The organism is Pseudomonas sp. S2_H01, from assembly GCF_054668305.1.
Genome location: NZ_CP162756.1, coordinates 497,426 through 514,466 on the forward strand (window position 1 = coordinate 497,426; position 17,041 = coordinate 514,466).

At 61.7% G+C, this 17,041-nt stretch carries 14 protein-coding genes and 1 pseudogene; 6 read left to right on the forward strand and 9 right to left on the reverse strand.

Going from position 1 to position 17,041, the window contains the following annotated elements:
• The first annotated feature begins 28 nt into the window (after window positions 1–28).
• Window positions 29–955 (forward strand): DMT family transporter, encoded by a 927-nt coding sequence (locus AB4N84_RS02265; protein WP_460045094.1) that lies wholly within the window; start codon window positions 29–31, stop codon window positions 953–955.
• 359 nt (window positions 956–1,314) lie between these two features.
• On the opposite strand, the gene AB4N84_RS02270 is transcribed toward AB4N84_RS02265, so the two are convergent.
• Window positions 1,315–1,803 carry a MarR family winged helix-turn-helix transcriptional regulator gene (locus AB4N84_RS02270; protein ID WP_460045095.1) on the reverse strand — a complete coding sequence of 163 codons (489 nt, stop codon included), beginning with the start codon at window positions 1,801–1,803 and terminating at the stop codon, window positions 1,315–1,317.
• Window positions 1,804–1,955: 152 nt separating this feature from the next.
• Between AB4N84_RS02270 and AB4N84_RS02275 the strand changes: the two genes are divergently transcribed.
• Window positions 1,956–3,497 carry an MFS transporter gene (locus AB4N84_RS02275; protein WP_460045096.1) on the forward strand — a complete coding sequence of 514 codons (1,542 nt, stop codon included), beginning with the start codon at window positions 1,956–1,958 and terminating at the stop codon, window positions 3,495–3,497.
• 15 nt (window positions 3,498–3,512) lie between these two features.
• Here the strand turns inward: AB4N84_RS02275 and AB4N84_RS02280 are convergent, their stop codons facing one another.
• Entirely contained in the window at window positions 3,513–4,220 is a 708-nt protein-coding gene (locus AB4N84_RS02280) for a CTP synthase C-terminal region-related (seleno)protein (protein WP_460045097.1), read from the reverse strand.
• 89 nt (window positions 4,221–4,309) lie between these two features.
• Here AB4N84_RS02280 and AB4N84_RS02285 point away from each other — a divergent pair.
• Window positions 4,310–5,199: pseudogene (locus tag AB4N84_RS02285) on the forward strand (LysR family transcriptional regulator).
• A gap of 33 nt (window positions 5,200–5,232) precedes the next feature.
• On the opposite strand, the gene AB4N84_RS02290 reads toward AB4N84_RS02285, so the two are convergent.
• On the reverse strand, window positions 5,233–6,297 hold the full coding sequence (locus AB4N84_RS02290; protein ID WP_460045099.1) for a LacI family DNA-binding transcriptional regulator: 1,065 nt from the start codon (window positions 6,295–6,297) through the stop codon (window positions 5,233–5,235).
• 186 nt (window positions 6,298–6,483) lie between these two features.
• Here AB4N84_RS02290 and hisD point away from each other — a divergent pair, with 186 nt between their 5' ends.
• Window positions 6,484–7,791, forward strand: a complete 1,308-nt coding sequence (gene hisD / locus AB4N84_RS02295) for a histidinol dehydrogenase (protein WP_460045100.1) — start codon at window positions 6,484–6,486, stop codon at window positions 7,789–7,791.
• A 139-nt stretch (window positions 7,792–7,930) separates the two neighbouring features.
• A complete protein-coding gene (locus AB4N84_RS02300) occupies window positions 7,931–9,322 on the forward strand; it encodes a GntP family permease (RefSeq protein ID WP_460045102.1) in 1,392 nt (463 codons plus the stop codon).
• Here AB4N84_RS02300 and AB4N84_RS02305 read toward each other — a convergent pair.
• The 5 genes from AB4N84_RS02305 to AB4N84_RS02325 form a co-directional block, all read right to left on the reverse strand.
• Window positions 9,319–10,227: a helix-turn-helix transcriptional regulator gene (locus AB4N84_RS02305; protein ID WP_460045103.1), complete on the reverse strand. Its 909-nt coding sequence runs from the start codon at window positions 10,225–10,227 to the stop codon at window positions 9,319–9,321. The two genes, AB4N84_RS02300 and AB4N84_RS02305, sit on opposite strands and share 4 nt — an antisense overlap.
• Before the next feature lie 116 nt (window positions 10,228–10,343).
• On the reverse strand, window positions 10,344–11,033 hold the full coding sequence (locus tag AB4N84_RS02310; protein ID WP_074758451.1) for a fumarylacetoacetate hydrolase family protein: 690 nt from the start codon (window positions 11,031–11,033) through the stop codon (window positions 10,344–10,346).
• Between the two features lie 221 nt (window positions 11,034–11,254).
• Window positions 11,255–12,019: an SDR family oxidoreductase gene (locus AB4N84_RS02315; RefSeq protein WP_460045105.1), complete on the reverse strand. Its 765-nt coding sequence runs from the start codon at window positions 12,017–12,019 to the stop codon at window positions 11,255–11,257.
• 65 nt (window positions 12,020–12,084) lie between these two features.
• Complete coding sequence (locus AB4N84_RS02320) at window positions 12,085–13,020, reverse strand: 2-hydroxyacid dehydrogenase (RefSeq protein ID WP_460046923.1); 936 nt, start codon at window positions 13,018–13,020, stop codon at window positions 12,085–12,087.
• A 58-nt stretch (window positions 13,021–13,078) separates the two neighbouring features.
• A complete protein-coding gene (locus AB4N84_RS02325) occupies window positions 13,079–14,437 on the reverse strand; it encodes a diguanylate cyclase domain-containing protein (RefSeq protein ID WP_460045106.1) in 1,359 nt (452 codons plus the stop codon).
• Window positions 14,438–14,737: 300 nt separating this feature from the next.
• Here AB4N84_RS02325 and AB4N84_RS02330 point away from each other — a divergent pair, with 300 nt between their 5' ends.
• A complete protein-coding gene (locus AB4N84_RS02330) occupies window positions 14,738–15,865 on the forward strand; it encodes a glycerophosphodiester phosphodiesterase (RefSeq protein WP_460046924.1) in 1,128 nt (375 codons plus the stop codon).
• 318 nt (window positions 15,866–16,183) lie between these two features.
• Here AB4N84_RS02330 and pyrF read toward each other — a convergent pair whose 3' ends face one another.
• Window positions 16,184–16,882, reverse strand: coding sequence for an orotidine-5'-phosphate decarboxylase (pyrF, locus tag AB4N84_RS02335; RefSeq protein ID WP_167362124.1), 699 nt, complete (start codon window positions 16,880–16,882; stop codon window positions 16,184–16,186).
• Between the last annotated feature and the right edge of the window lie 159 nt (window positions 16,883–17,041).

A 17,041-nucleotide genomic window follows, 5' to 3' on the forward strand; every position in this document is an offset into this window, starting at 1 on the left:
CCACCCTTCATGCGGCTGAGCACACACCATGAAAAACATCGCCTACTTGGCCTTCGCCCTGCTCGGGCTGATCTGGGGCACGAACTTCATGTTCATGAAGTGGGCGGTGGAGTGGATTTCACCCGCGCAGATCGTGCTGCTTCGTTCGTTCTTCGGCTTTCTGCCCATCCTGATCTATGCGCTGGCGACCCGCGCGTTGAGCTGGAGCCACGTGAGGTACATCCATCATTTCCTGGTCATGGCGCTGTTGGCGACGGCGATCTACTACTACCTGTACGCCCAGGGCACCACGCTGTTGCTGTCCAGCGTCGCCGGTTTGCTGAGCGGTGTGATTCCGTTGTTCACCTTCGGCTGTGCGTTTCTGTTTCTGCGGGAAGAAAAGCTGAATGCGCGCATGACGATGGGTGTGCTGCTGGGCTTTTTCGGCGTGCTGTTGATCGCACGGCCCTGGGCTACAGGTGACGCGGCGATTTCGGTGCAGGGCGTGATGTACATGATGCTTGGCTCGCTGAGCATCGGTTGCTCGTTCGTCTACGCCAAGCGCTTCCTGACCGGCCTGAACATTTCGGCGGTGGCGCTGTGCACCTACCAGATCGGTCTGGCGCTGCTGATTCTGTTGTTGGTCACGGACAAGACCGGCATGCAGCACATCACCCAAAGCCCGAAGGCGATGATCGGGGTTTCCCTTGGATTGGGTCTGTTGGGAACCGGCGTGGCGTACATCCTTTATTACTTCATCGTTGAACGGCTCGGTGCGGTGGTGGCGGCTTCTGCGACGTACATTCCGCCGGTGATTGCGCTGTTGATCGGGATTTTCGTCGCGGGTGAGCCGGCGCATGCGCTGGATGTTGTGGCGATTGCGGCGATTCTGGGTGGGGTGTTTGTGTTGCAAAGCGGGCGACGGGTGGCGGCGCGGGAGGTTCCAGTCAAGGCCGCAGCAGCCTCGACCGTATAGAACCAGACTTGGACCTGACGACACGGCCGGTAGGGACGACTTGTAACTGATCGTTCCCACGCTCCGCGTGGTAACGCAGTCACTGACGCTCTGCGTCAACGGGGACGCGGAGCGTCTTGGCAGGCATTCCCACGCAGAGCGTTGGAACGATCCTGTATATAAATCTTCAGCCAATGTAAGCGACCGGGGTGGCGTTCCACCTTGCCCGCGATCTGGGGGGCGGTTCGCCTGTCACAGGTGCAACACAAAACCTGTGGGAGTCAGCTTGCTGACGAATGCGGTGGGGCTTTCACCCTTGATGTGGCTGCCTCACTCCAATCGCCGACAAGCTGGCCCACAAAAGCGCATGTGATCCGAACTCACGCTTTATCCACCCCTTCATATTCCCCCGCCGCCACGTCAATCAGTGCCTTGCGCAATGCCAGGGCTTGTTCGAGGCCGTAGCCCTTTTCGAAGCTGGCCTGGGCTTGCTCCCACAGGGGTTGGGTTTCGAGCAGTTTGTTCATCCCGGCCTGGGTCAGGCTCACGCGTCGGCTGCGCTTGTCGGCAGGGTCGACGGTGACTGACAACCAGCCTTCACGCTCAAGGGGTTTGAGGTTCTGCGCCAGCGCTGAGCGGTCGATCAGCAGAATCGCCGCCAGCTCCGACAGGCTGGTGACCTGGCTGCGGGCGATCTGCATCAGGATCGAGCGTTGGGTCGAGCGCAACCCGGAAGGCGCGAGCAGCGCATCGTAGAGCAGCGTGATACGGCGCGTGGCCTTGCGCAGATGGGTGGCGTGACAGACCACGTTCTGCGGAATGTGCAGGCCTTCCGGGACCGTCGCTGCCTTGTTGTGCACGTTACTCATCTTCCCTCCTCCGAGGACGTTGCGCGCAGGCCCATCCGGCGCCTGCGGTCCATTGATGAAAATAAGCCTTGACCGATACTGGCATATACCCGCAAATTGAAATAGGAGCATATACCTCTAATCCACTGTTCGTTTGCCTTCGAGAGCTAGCCATGAACGCCGAACACGTTTCTCCTGCCGCAGGCTTACAGCGGTTTCTGATCCTGCTGTGCGTGTCGATCCCCTCGTTCATGATCAACCTGGACTCCAACATTGTCGCGGTCTCGCTGTCGTCCATCGCACAGTCCCTGCACGCCGACTTCGCCGACATCGAATGGGTGATCAGCGCGTACACGCTGACCTTCGCCTCCTGCGTCATGCCGGCCGGCGCGCTTGCCGACCGCTATGGTCGCAAACGCATGCTGGTGATCGGCCTGGCCGTGTTCACCCTGGCCTCGCTGTTCTGCGGTGCAGCGGGCAGTGTCGCACTGCTCAACGGCGCCCGAGCCTTGCAAGGCGTCGGTGCGGCGATCTTGCTGAGCTCGGCGCTGGCGACCCTGTCGCACACGTTTCGCGGTCCGCATCGGGCGCGGGCTTTTGCGTTCTGGGGCTCGGTCGTGGGCGGTTTCATCACGCAGCATTTCGGCTGGCAATGGGTGTTCTACATCAATGGCCCGATAGGCGTCGTGATGATTGCCCTGACGCTGTACGCCGTGAAGGAATCCAGCGATCCCCACGCACGCAAGATCGATGTACCGGGCTCGATCACGTTCTGTGGCAGCCTGTTCCTGATCACGCTGGCGTTGATTACCGGTAACCACGCAGGCTGGAGCAGCCTGCAGATTCTCATCGAATTCGCCAGCGCGGCCGTGCTGTTCGCCCTGTTTCTCATTGTGGAACTCAAGCAGCATCGTCCGATGCTCGACCTCAGCTTCTTCCGCCGTCCGACCTACATCGGCGCCAATATCGCGGGGCTGGCCTACGCCTCGGCGTTGCTGACGATGTTCACGTATCTGCCGATTTATTTTCAGAGCGGCCTGGGGCTCAGCCCGCAAAAGGCCGGGTTGTTGATGCTGCCCATCGCGGTGCCGTTGTTTGTGGTCCCACGCATCGTCGCCAACTACCTGACCCACCGTTTCAGCGGCCGCGCGTTGCTGACCCTCGGCCTGGCAACCATCGGCGTCGGCCTGCTGTGGCTGGGCGCCCACGCGTTGAGTTTCGATTACACCTCGATGGTCGCCGGCCTGCTGATCGCCGGTATCGGCGCTGGCATCCTCAATGGTGAAACCGCCAAGGTCAGCATGTCGGTGATCCCGCCAGAACGTGCCGGCATGGCCTCGGGGATTTCAGGAACGGTGCGTTTCACCGGCATTGTGGTGGGCTTCGCAGCGCTGGGGGCGATTCTGTTTTCTCGGGTGTCGGCGACGCTGGCGAGCGGTTTGCCGGCCGACTCGGCGATTGATCCAGTGTCGTTGACCCGCCGCATCGCAGCGGGCGACCTGTCGGGCGGCCCCCTGGCATCGTCAAGCGGCATCGATCTGCAGGCATTGGCGTTGCACAGTTTCGGCAGCGGTTACCAGGCCATCCTCTGGGTAGGTGCTGGTATCGCCCTTATCGCCGCCTTGCTGGCGTGGTTGCTGGTACGCAGCGCCGACACCGCACCGACGCCACGTCATATCGAGAACCCTGGTGCTGTGGTGCCTCAGGCGGAATAACGGCCACGGATCTGTTCAGTTTGCCGTGGCACACGCCTGCACAAATGCCCTGACCAGCGGCGGAGTGTCGCCTTGCAACGCCGCGCGCTCGGGTTGAAACAGCGTGGCGACGAAGAACGGATGCCCCTGCAGTTCCATCGCGCGCACTTCATCTTCGTCATCGTATCCACTGACCTTCAGCGGCCCGGCGAAAACCTCCGCTTCCAGCGCCTTTCGCAGCCCGTAACGGCAGCGATAACGCTCTTGGGTGTGCAGCGCGCCATAGGCCTCGGCAATCCGCGAACCCGCCAGCAGCCGAATCGGCGCGAACGCCTCGACCAGCGAGCAACTGAGCGGTGTGATGATGGCCCGCGCAGAATCCGGCGCTGTCTCGGCGTGCTCGGCGTCCGACCAGCCGAGGTAATTGCGCGCGTACTCCAGCAACGCGTGCTGGAAACCGCCACACGTGCCCAGAAACGGCACCTGTTTTTCGCGGGCGTAACGTATGGCCGTGAGCGCACCCTTCATGTCGCGATAGGGGCTGGCCGGGACGCACCAGATCCCGTCAAACGCTTGAAGCCCGGCACCCTCACCCACCTCGGGCGTTGGCAGCCAGTGAAACTCGACGACGATGCCGGTCTCGCCTGCCACTCGGTCCAGCGCCACGGGAATCGCCTGATGCGCCGGTACGCTCTCGTCATAGTCACCCACCAAGGCAATGCGGATGTCGTGCTTCTGCTTCATACCTGCTCCCTGATATCAAAACGCTTTGCGATAGGTCCGGGCGGGACTATAAGCTTGTCGCTGTGCAATCAATATGGGCGGCCAAGCAAATGATCAATGCAGCCGTGCAATACCGAATCAACCACGCCGACCTCGCCCTGATCCTCGCGCTGGTGCGCGGCAGGACCCTGGCGCGCGCTGCCGAACAGCTCAACGTAGATGTGTCGACGGTGTTTCGCTCGGTGCGTCGGCTGGAGGCGTCGGTCGGCACCGCGCTGTTTGAAAAAGCCGTGCCGGGTATCAACCCTCCAGTGCAGCGCTCGCCCTTTCTCAACAGGCGGAAAGCGCGGAACAAGCGCTGGCTCTGGCGCAGATCAGTCTTGAGCAGGGGCAACAGATCGTCAGCGGAACGGTGCGCCTGACGTGTACCGAAGCGGTGATGCAAAGCCTGCTGCTGCCCGCGTTACGCCGTTTCATGCCGGCCTATCCGGGCCTGAAACTGGAACTGAACACCTCCAGCACCTTCGCCAACCTGAGCCGTCGCGACGCCGACATCGCCCTGCGTCTGACCAATACGCCGCCTGAGCATCTGGTCGGCACGCGGCTGGGCACCGTGGCGTACCACGTCTGCGCCAGCGAGGAATACCTGCAGCGCGCGGGCTCTGTCCCACTTGAAGACCTGCACTGGATTGCACCGGACGATTTTCTACCGGACCACCCCACCGTCACCTGGCGGCGCCAGCAATGGCCTCGGGTAAACCTGGCGTATCGCTGCAGTTCGATGCTGGCGGTGGCACAACTGGTACGCGCCGGAATGGGGGTCGCGGCGCTGCCTGACTTCATGCTGCGTGAAGGGGAACTCCGGCGACTGGGCGAGCCGCTCGCAGGCTACGACACGGCGCTGTGGCTGCTAACCCGTCCGGATTGCCGGGCGTTGCGCTCGGTGTCGGCGCTGTTCAGCGAATTGAGCCGAAACCTCGCGCTGGCCTCCATCGACTGAGCGGCAAGGCAGGCGCGGGATCGATACCTCGAATCAAGGCTGCCAGATACGTTCGCCATCGACCTCGACCATCCCGCTCGCGGGCAGCCTTGCGGTCTGGCGCACGATCATTCTGCCCGGCACGATTTCCTGGATAGCCGATGTACCGGGATCCGCCAGTTGGGCACAAATGATATTCACCGCGCGTCCAATCATCTCGGCCAAAGGCTGCTCGAACGTCGTCAGACCGAAGATCGGCCATTGCCCTTGCGGCAAGTCATCGAAGCCGACGATGGACACGTCCCTGCCCGGCTGCATGCGCAGCTCGTGGCAGACGTTGATCGCGGCCAACGCCATCAGGTCGTTGGCGCAAAAGATGGCGTCTGGCGGCGCATCCTGTGCCAGCAAGCGTCGGGCCGCCGTGATGGCGCCGTCGAAGGTGTAATCCCCGACTTCGCGCAGTGGCAGCGGCCTGCCCTGCTCTTGCAGGTACGCGTTGAAACCCGCTTCGCGGTCACGGTTGGTGGACGAGCTTTGCTTGCCGGCAACGAACGCCAGCCGCTCATGCCCGCCTGCCAACAGGAAACGCGCGATGGTGCGGCTGCCGGTGATGTTGTCGCTGGTCACGCTGGACACCGAGGTGCTGCCGTTGGTGCGGTTGAACAACACCACCGGCAGGCCGATGGTTCGGCATTCTTCGGCGAATCGTGAAGACAGGCTGGCGGACACCAGCACCAGACCGTCCACCTGATATCGCAGGATTTCTTCCAGCACCGGGTCGGAGTCTTCGTTGTTGGCCATGGAGAACAGCAGGATGCGGTAGCCAAGCTGCTCGAACGCCGCCGACAGCGATTCCAGCACTCGCGCGTAAAACGGGTTGGCCATGCCAGGAATGGCCACGCCAATCAAGTTGGAGCGCCGCGTGATCAGCGAGCGCGCCACCAGATTGGGTCGGTAACCCAGGCTGGCAGCAGCCTCCTCCACCTTGCGCCGGGTGTCGGGGGAAACGCTGGCGCCTTTGGTAAACGTGCGTGAGACCGCCGACTGGGAAACCCCCGCCAGCCGAGCCACATCGTGGGCCGTGACCGGACGCCGCCCTCGCTCCATGTTCTCTGACATATCGCCTTAACCGCCGAAAAAAAATGATCATACCTGCCAATCGGTTCTCCCACAGCCCGCACATGAAATTCGCCCCACTTGCGCCGAGGGGGTTTGCAATCTGCCCATCATCCATTACCATCGGCGACGTTGCATACGTATGCAAGCCTTCCTCACTCAATAACAACAACCTCGCAGGAGAACACCGTGGCTAAGTGGCTCAAACAAGGCGCCGAAGCAGAAGTCATCAAAACCGCTGCCCGTGAAGTGCGCGACACCGTCGAAAACCTGTTGGCCGACATCGAAGCCCGTGGCGATGTTGCCGTTCGTGAGCTGGCGATTCGCTTCGACAAGATGGACCGTGAGGACTACCGCCTCAGCGACGCCGAGATCCAGGCGTGCATGAATCAACTCAGCGACCGCGACCTCAAGGACATCGAATTCGCCCAGACCCAGGTGCGCAACTTCGCCCAGCATCAACGCAACTCCATGGTCGACGTCGAAGTGGAAACCCTCCCGGGCGTGATCCTGGGCCACAAGCACATCCCGGTGAACGCCGCGGGCTGCTACGTCCCTGGTGGTAAATACCCGCTGCTGGCCTCGGCGCACATGTCGGTGATCACCGCCAAGGTCGCCGGCGTTCCACGCATCATCACCTGTGCCCCGCCGTTCCTGGGCAAACCGGCACCGGCGATCGTCGCCGCGCAGCACATGGCCGGCGCCAACGAAATCTATTGTCTGGGCGGCATTCAGGCGATCGGCGCCATGGCGCTGGGCACTAAATCCATCGCTCAGGTGGACATGCTGGTCGGCCCGGGCAACGCCTTTGTCGCCGAAGCCAAGCGCCAGTTGTTCGGCCGTGTGGGCATCGACCTGTTTGCCGGGCCGACCGAGACACTGGTGATCGCCGATGAAAGCGTTGACGGCGAGCTGTGCGCCACCGACCTGTTGGGCCAGGCCGAACACGGCCCGGACTCTCCGGCCATTCTCCTGACCACGTCGGAAAAACTGGCCCGCGAAACCATGGCCGAAATCGAGCGCCTGCTGCAGATCCTGCCGACCGCCGACATCGCGCGCCGCGCCTGGGAAAGCTTCGGTGAAGTCATCGTCGCCGAGGACGATGAGGAGATGCTGGCCATCGCCAACGACCTGGCCTTCGAGCACGTGCAGGTGATGACCAAAGACCCGGACTATTTCCTGAAGCACATGCGCAACTTCGGCGCGCTGTTCCTGGGTCCACGCACCAACGTTTCGTTCGGCGACAAGGTGATCGGCACCAACCACACCCTGCCGACCAAAAAAGCGGCGCGCTACACCGGGGGGCTGTGGGTCGGCAAATTCATCAAGACCTGCACCTACCAGAAGGTCACCACCGACGAAGCCTCTTCGATGATCGGTGAGTACTGTTCGCGCCTGTGCGCCCTGGAAGGCTTCGCCGGGCATGGCGAGCAAGCCAACATCCGCGTGCGTCGGTACGGCCACAAGAACGTGCCGTACGCCGGTGCCGCCCAGTAAAAAATCGCGTTCTTTGCGGGACAGGGCGAGCGGTAAAACGCGCGCCCGACAATAAAAACAATCAACCGACTGCGAGCCATCGCCGAGCCCCATGCGGCTCCGGGGATGGCTCGCCGTACCGCTTCGAAAGGATGTCCTCATGAGTGTTGTCATCGCCGTTCTGGCGTTGTGCGTTCTGATGCTGGCTGCGTATCGGGGTTACAGCGTCATCATTTTCGCGCCACTGGCTGCCCTGGGCGCCGTATTGCTGACCGACCCCACCGCCGTGGCGCCGGTGTTCGGCGACCTGTTCATGGACAAGATGGTCGGCTTCATCAAGCTGTATTTTCCGGTGTTCCTGCTCGGTGCCGTGTTCGGCAAGTTGATCGAGCTGTCAGGGTTTTCCCGTGCCATCGTCAAATCGGTCATCGGCCTGCTGGGGAGCAGCCAGGTGATTCTGGTGATCGTGCTGGTCTGCGCATTGCTGACCTACGGCGGGGTCTCGCTGTTTGTGGTGGTGTTCGCGGTCTACCCGTTTGCCGCCGAGATGTTCCGTCAGGGCAACATCCCCAAACGGCTGATGCCGGCGACCATCGCGCTGGGCGCGTTTACCTTCACCATGGACGCGATGCCGGGCACGCCGCAGATCCAGAACATCATCCCGACCACCTTCTTCGGCACTAATTCCTGGGCCGCGCCGTGGCTCGGCCTGCTGGGTTCGCTGTTCGTTTTGGTGTGCGGCATGCTGTACCTGGAGCATCAGCGCCGCAAAGCCGCGCGCGCAGGCGAAGGCTACGGCACCAACCTGCGCAACGAACCGGAAACGCCTGAAGAGATCGCCTTGCCAAACCCGTTGATCGCCCTGTTGCCGCTGGTGCTGGTCGGGGTGATGAACCTGCTGTTCACGAAATGGATTCCGGGCTGGTACGGCGGCTCCTACGGCATTCACCTGCCGGGGCTAAAGGCGCCGATCCAGACCGACGTGGCCAAGCTGACCGCCATCTGGGCGGTACAGGCCGCGCTGCTGGTGGGCATCATCACGGTGCTGGTGTTCTCCTTCCGCACCGTCGCCAGCAAACTGGCCGATGGCAGCAAGACGGCCGTGGGCGGGGCGATGCTGGCGACGCTGAACACCGCCTCGGAATACGGGTTCGGCGCGGTGATTGCAGCGTTGCCGGGGTTTCTGGTGGTGGTCGACGGGCTGAAGGCGATTCCCAACCCGCTGATCAATCAGGCAATCACGATCAACATCCTCGCGGGGATCACCGGTTCGTCCTCGGGCGGGATGAGCATCGCGCTGGCGGCGATGTCCGACACCTTTATTGCCGCTGCGAATGCCGCGCACATCCCGATGGAAGTGATGCACCGGGTCGCGTCGATGGCAGCGGGCGGCATGGACACCCTGCCGCACAACGGCGCCGTGATCACGTTGCTGGCCGTCACCGGCCTCACCCACCGCGAGGCCTACAAGGACATTTTCGGCATGACGATCTTCAAAGTGCTGGCGGCGTTCTTCGTGATTGGCGTGTATTACACGACCGGCCTGGTTTAACGCCTGGCCGCCTGCTCCCGCCGGAACTGCCCCGGCGGGACGCCGTGGGCCTTGCGGAAACGCCGGGAAAAGTACGCTTCATCGGCGAATCCACAGATCTGGGCGATGTGGCTCAAGGGTTTGTCGCTGTTCATCAGGTGCGTGCGCGCAAGGCGCATGCGCCGCTCCAGCACCAGTTCCGAGAACGTACTGCCCGTCTCCTTGCGCAGCAGGTGGGTCAGGTAATTCGGCGACAAGAAGGCTGCGGCTGCAGCGTCAGTCAGGCTCATGGCCGGATCGGCCATGTGCGCGCGGATGTACTCCATCACCCGGCCCATCGCATCGCGCCGCCCTCTTCGCTCGGCCTTGTTGGCCGACAACCCGAGCAACTGAGGCTCGAACAGGTTGCAGACCTTGCCGATCAGTTGCAGCAGGTAACCGCGCAGAATCGAGCCTGACCCCAGCTGCCGCGACAGGTCCGCTTCGCGCATCTGCTCCAGCAATGCGGTCACTTGCGCGAAATCAGCGTCCTGCAGGATGAAATCCAGATGCTCCTGGAAGCGAAAAGGCGCCAGCTCCGGTGCCTCGGTGAGGGAGACATCTTCAAGGTCCATCGGATCGCATTGCAGGTGATGCAGCAAAAATTCCTGAGAGAAATTGATCAGCACGAAGTTGCCGTCTTCAGGGTGCGGAATCACATGCAGCCGATGCGGCAGGATGAACGCGAGGGTGTTGCGCGGAAACGGCCGGATAGCGCCGCCGATATGCTGCACGGTGTCGCCGCCGAGATTGATCTGGATCTGAAAATATTCGTGACGATGGGGTGATGTCAGGGCAGGACGAGCGGACTTGTCACGGATGTAGAAATCCATCCGGTCGCTGCGCTGTTGCATGCCATAGGTCTGGATGCGGGACGGGTTGGCCATCGCGGAAACACCTGAAATCACTTGGTTCGATCTGGCGCATGTTAGGCCAACAGCAGCCGTCGAACCAAGGGATTATCAGGGCGTTCAGTGCCTGCGGACGATGATCGATGTCGGGATCAAACGAGGGTCACGGTCAGCTCGGCGATGCCTTCGATGCCTGCCGTCACCACATCGCCGCGCTGCAGCGCACCGACGCCTGCCGGCGTGCCGGTGTAGATCAGGTCACCGGCTTTGACACCCACCGATTGCGAGAGGTACGCAATCACGTCCCTGACTGCCCAGATCTGATCGGCCAGATCGCCGCGCTGACGGCTTTCGCCGTTCACGTCCAGCCAGATGGAACCGGTGTCCGGGTGGCCGATCTTGCTGACTGGCAGCAGCGCGGTGGCGGGTGCCGAGGCGTCGAACGCCTTGGCCCATTCCCATGGACGCCCCATTTTCTTTGCCTGCGCCTGAAGGTCGCGACGGGTCAGGTCCAGCCCGACGCCGTAACCCCAGACGTGACTCAAGGCGTCTTGCGCAGAGATGTCCACGCCGTCCTTGCCAATCGCAACTACCAGTTCGATCTCGTGGTGCAGGTCCTGGGTCAGCGGCGGGTAAGCAATGTTGCCCTCAGCCGGCACGACCGCGTCCGCAGGCTTCATGAAGAAAAACGGCGGTTCGCGGTCAGGGTCATGGCCCATTTCGCGCGCGTGTTCAGAGTAGTTGCGGCCGACGCAAAAGACGCGGCGGATCGGAAAACGGCTGGAAGTACCCGCCACGGCCAGCGATGGCGTAGCGACCGGTGCAATGACGAATTCACTCATGGTCATGTCCTTGATGGAAGGTTGATCGACATGACCACAGTGTGTGCTAACAACCACGGGCCGGGTTGGACAGATCCCACGGGGTTTTGGACGAAACAACGCAGTCGTATCAGCGCCGTCTTTCTGCAGGCGCACTTGCCCGCCGACCAAGGCGCCTGAGTGGACCGCCGGTTCCCGGCAGATCGCGAGCAAGCGCGCTCCTACAGGTTCGCGTCAACTGGTCAGCCGCGCCCAACGAACGGCATGCTGCTGGCCATCACGGTCATGGCCAGCACGTTCGCCGACAACGGCAGACTCGCCATGTAGCTGACCGCGTCCGCCACATGCTGCACGTTCATCGTGGGTTCCACCTGCAGCTCGCCATCGGCCTGCAACACGCCTTTGGTCATGCGATCGGTCATTTCAGTCAGGGCGTTGCCGATGTCGATCTGTCCGCAGGCGATGTTGTACTGACGACCGTCCAGCGAGGTGCTCTTGGTCAGGCCCAGCACTGCGTGTTTGCTGGAGGTATACGGCGAGCTGAACAGCCGCGGCGTGTGCGCCGAGATCGAGCCGTTGTTGATGATTCGCCCGCCTTGCGGCACCTGCCGGCGCATCAGACCGAACGCTGCACGCACACATAGAAACATGCCGGTAACGTTGGTATCGATCACGTTTTTCCACTGCTCGACCGTCAACTCGTCCATCGGCACCGCAGGCGCACCAATGCCGGCGTTGTTGAACGACACGTCCAGGCGACCGAACGTGCTTTCAATCTGCGCGAACAGCGCCTCGACACTGGCCGCATCACGCACGTCGGTCGACACCGCTAAGGCTTGCTGCCCTGAGGCTTTCGCTTGCTCGGCCAGCTCGACCAACGGCTCCAGACGACGCCCCGCGAGGACTACGGCATAGCCGTCCTTGAGCAACTGGAGCGCGACGGCGCGACCTATACCACTTCCAGCGCCGGTGACCAGCGCGACTTTCAGGGCAGACGATGAAGACATGTGGGTTTCCTTTTTTATTAGAGGGGATCGGTTGTAACCGCAATCAATCCGGTGGTCTGGCTGCCTCAGCTATGCACCGGGGTCAGCACCGGTTTGCCGGCATAGAACGCCAGCAGGTTATCGGCAACTAACTGCACCGTGCCCCGCGAGGCTTCCGGCGACAGGCCGGCGACATGCGGGGTCAGCACGACGTTGTTCAGGGTTTTCAGCGCATCCGGCACCTGGGGTTCGTCGTCGAACACGTCCAGCGCCGCACCGGCCAGACGGCCGTGCTGCAGGGCGTCGATCAACGCCTCGGTGTCCACCACACTGGCCCGCGCGATGTTCAGCAGAAAACCGTCCGCACCCAGCGCTTCAATCGCGGCCTTGTCGATCAAATGCCGCGTTCCGGCGCCGCCCGGCGTGGCCACCATCAGAAAATCGGACTCGGCGGCCAGTGCCAGCGGCGTGGCGCAGTAGTGAAAATCGACGTCCGCGCGCGGCGAACGGCTGTGGTAATTGATCTGCATGTCGAAGCCCAGCGCCCGTTTGGCAATCGCCATCCCCACTGCACCCAGGCCCAAAATACCGAGGCGTTTGTTCGCAAACGACGGCCGCGTGACCTTGCGCCACTCGCTGCGGCGTACCGATGCATCGGCTTGAGGAATATCGCGTACCACCGACAGCAGCAACGCCATCGCATGATCAGCCACGCTCGGCGCGTTCACCCCGGCGCCATTGGTCACCGTAATGCCGCGCGCTTCGGCGGCCAGCAGATCGACCTGTTCGTAACCCGCCCCGATCACACAAATGATGCCCAGCTTGGGCAGCGCCGCGATCTCATGAGCCTTGAAACCCAACGGTCCGCGCGTCAACACCGCATCGATTTCATCCCCGCGGGTCGCGACCGCCTCCGCCCGCGTTGCAGGCGTCGGCGCCAGAATCAAACGAAAACCGCTCTCCTCCAGAATCGGCAAGTACTCGTTCACGCTTTCAACCAACACCAGCACCGTCTTCGTCATCATCACTGCGCCCCGGAAAATTCGATGGGACAGACAGTAGCGCGAGTTAGAGCGGTTTTCACCCCTGAGACCGATTCCCGCCAGACTTCTTCGCGGTATACATCGCCTCATCGGCATGGCGGAAGAGTTGCGCAAGGTCAATGGCGTTTTCCGGGTAGTTGGCGATGCCGATGCTGGGCAGGATCTGCCAATCATGGCCTTTGAGGACCATGGGCACGTTGAGGGTCTTGCAGATTTTTTCCGCGACCTTGCCGGAGTCCTCGGTGCTGTTGACCCGGTCGAGCAGTATCACGAATTCATCCCCGCCGATGCGCGCCACGGTATCGGTTTCGCGCACGCACTGTTTCAAGCGATGGGCCACTTCCTGCAGCAGCAGATCACCTGCGGCGTGGCCAAGGGTGTCGTTGACCTGTTTGAATTTGTCCAGATCCAGATAGAGCAAAGCCAGACGCCCTTTACTGTTTTTCGCCCGCTCCAGTGATTGAAGCAGGCGCTCTTGCAGCAACATACGGTTGGGCAGTTGAGTCAACTGATCGTACTGGGCCATGCTCTTGAGTCGGTCGTACAACTGCTTGCGTTCAATGGCGGCCGCGACCTGGGTTGACACGAATTGCAGCAGTTCCTTGTCACGCTCGCCGTACTGCGGACAGTCAGGGTGACTCTTGACCAGCAGCGCGCCAATGATGCCGTGTTGCGTCTCCAGCGGCGCTGCGAGCCAGGACAGGCCATCGTTGCCCTGCATCCGCCTCAGGTAGTCAGGGACCGCATGGCCGGTGCCAAGGAGATCGCAGGCAGGGGCCACCAGCATCGTGCGCCCCGTCCCGACGATTTCAGTCGCCAGTGCATCGGCCATGGGATGCGCCAGGGTCGGATCAAGCTCGTCGACGCGGTAGGGGAAATTGAGCAATCCGCTGTATTTATCGAGCAGCGCGACGAAAAAATTGCGGGCGGGCAGCAAATCACCGATGACGCGGTGAATCTCCTTGAACAGCGCAGGCAGATCACTGGCCACATGAGCCGCTTCGGAAATGCGGAACAGCGCCGTTCGCATGGACTCCGAGCGTTTGCGTTCAGTGATGTCCCGGGCGACGGCGATACGCAGTTGGTCGACCTCCGACCAGCGTGCCGACCACATGATGTGCACCACCCGGCCGTCTTTGCGCACGTAGCGGTTCTCGAAACCCACGTTAGGCTGCCCCGACATGATCTCACCGGCGGCGGCGAGCGTGCGCTCACGGTCCTCGGGATGGACCATTTCGATCATCTTGAGGCCGATCAGCTCGTGCGGAAGGTAACCGAAAATCTGCTCCGAGGCGGCGCTGACGTAGACGAACCGACCTTGTACGTCCACCACACAGATGGCGTCCATCAGCAGGTCGACAAATCCAGTCAATGCCGCGTATGTGTTTGTTTCCATGCGAGAAAAGCCACCTGCAGAGTCAAACGGTCATGCGCCTGACGATTTAGCGTCATGAAAAATCCTGAAACTCGTCGCCATAGTGCCCAAACGCCCTGCGTTCGGCTATGTGCCGAATGAGCATAACCTCACAACGACCGCTCGTTTCCAGCAGCGACACGCCGGTTGCCGGCACCCGACATTGCTGTTTAAGGTCTGAGTGGTGCGCCTGGATAACAGTAGCGGCAAATACGCCGGTACGCGCTGCGGTGGTTCGCACCGCTTCATGAATGAATCATGCACAAAAGGAACGTCATCACCATGCTCAAAGGAATTTCCAGAACGTTGGGCACCGCCGCGCTGGCCGGTGCCATGTTGTCGTCAGGGTTTGCCATGGCCGCTAACGAGCCCGGCAAGGCGCTTGCCGCCAAGATCGGCGTACCCTGGCCTGCGGTCATTGCGCATCGCGGTGCTTCGTTCAATGCGCCGGAAGAGACAATCCCGTCCTACACCCTCGCCCGTGAACTGGGTGCCGATTACCTGGAAATGGACATCCAGCGCACCAAGGACGGCGTGCTGATCGCCCTGCACGACGACACCCTTGAGCGCACCACTAACATCGCAGAGGTCTATCCGAATCGGGTAAAAGACCCCTTGAGCACCTTCACCCTGGAGGAGATCAAGCGCCTGGATGCAGGCTCCTGGTTCAACAAGGCACACCCTGACCGCGCACGCGCAAGCTACGCAGGGCTGAAAATTCTGACGCTGGACGAGGTGATCGACATTGCCGAAGGCGGCAAGAACAAACCCGGCCTGTACATCGAAACGAAGGTGCCGGCGCAGTTTCCCGGCATCGAAGAAGACCTGAAGAAGAAACTGGAACAACGCGGCTGGCTGAGTCAGCGCCCCGCGGCGGAAAAAGGTCATGTGAACGTGGCGCACATGCCGGGCCGGGTGATTTTGCAAACGTTCGAAAAACCGAGCCTGGAGCTGCTGCAGAAGGCCATGCCGAACACGCCGAAAATCTTGTTGCTGTGGCTGGGCGACGGCTCTATCCAGGCGGCATCCGACAAGACCTTCAAAGACTCCGGCGCCAAAGACAAAGCCAGCTTCTATGCGACTCAGCAAGTGAAGTCCAAGGAAGAGTTCGCGGCGTGGATGGACTGGGCAAAAGCACACGGCGCGATCGGCACCGGCCCTGCGTCCGCTTTGAAAAACGGTGGCGACCAGAGCTACATGGATCTGGTGCAACCGTGGATGAACAAGATGGCCCACGATCGTGGCCTGATCGTTCATCCGTACACCGTGGATGACGCGGTGGACTTCAAGGCCATCAGCCAGCGCGGTGTCGATGGTTTCTTCACCAACCGGGCGTCGGAACTGTTGAAGTTCTACGGACGGCCGTCGAAAGAAAGCATGGATTCAATCTTGAAGCGGATCGGGTACTAGGCATCTCACAAACGTGTCACTGGCTGAACACAAAACCTGTGGGATCGTTCCAACGCTCTGCGTGGGAATGCCTGCCAAGACGCTCCGCGCCCACGTTGACGCAGAGCGTCAGTCGCTGCGTTACCACGCGGAGCGTGGGAACGATCAACAAAGCGAAGTGCGCATTACGCTATTCAGGTCTATGGCACTTTTTACTGGCTAAACAAAAAACCTGTAGGAGCCGGCTTGCTGGCGAATGCGTCAGAAACCATACATCAGTGGTGGTTGGCCCGCGGCGTTCGCCAGCAAGCCGGCTCCTACAGGACGCAAGTGGAGCGTTTACGCCAGCTCTGCAACCACGGCCGCCAGCGCTTTCGCCGGATCGGCCGCCTGGCTGATCGGGCGGCCGATGACCAGGTAATCAGAACCGGCATCCAGGGCCTGACGCGGCGTCAGAATGCGGCGCTGGTCATCCTGCGCGCTGCCAGCGGGACGAATGCCCGGCGTCACCAGTTGCAACGACGGGTGCGCGGTTTTCAAGGCCTGGGCTTCCAGCGCCGAGCACACCAGCCCGTCCATGCCTGCTTTCTCGGCCAGCGCCGCCAGACGTAACACCTGCTCTTGCGGCTCGATGTCCAGACCTATCGCCGCCAGGTCTTCACGTTCCATGCTGGTCAGCACGGTCACACCGATCAGCAACGGTTTCGGCCCGCTGCGCTGATCCAGCACATCACGACAGGCGGCCATCATGCGCAGGCCACCGGAGCAGTGCACGTTGACCATCCACACGCCCATCTCGGCAGCGGCCTTGACCGCCATCGCCGTGGTGTTGGGGATGTCGTGGAATTTGAGGTCCAGAAACACCTCGAAACCCTTGCTGTTCAAGGTTTCGACAATGCCCGACGCACTGCTGGTGAACAGCTCCTTGCCCACTTTGACCCGACACAGCTTGGGGTCCAGCTGATCAGCCAGTTTCAACGCGGCTTCGCGGGTCGGAAAATCCAGGGCGACGATGATAGGGGTCTGGCAGGCGGACATGAGCGGGTTCTCTGGCAAGTCGAAATCGGCGCGCATTGTAGCTGATCATCCCGCGGGACGGGACCCGGCGATCGGTAAATGGTGCTCGGGCAGAGCACGGATTACAGCTGTGGGAGCGAATTCAGTCGCGATGGGCCAATTCGGTCGCCATGGATTCGT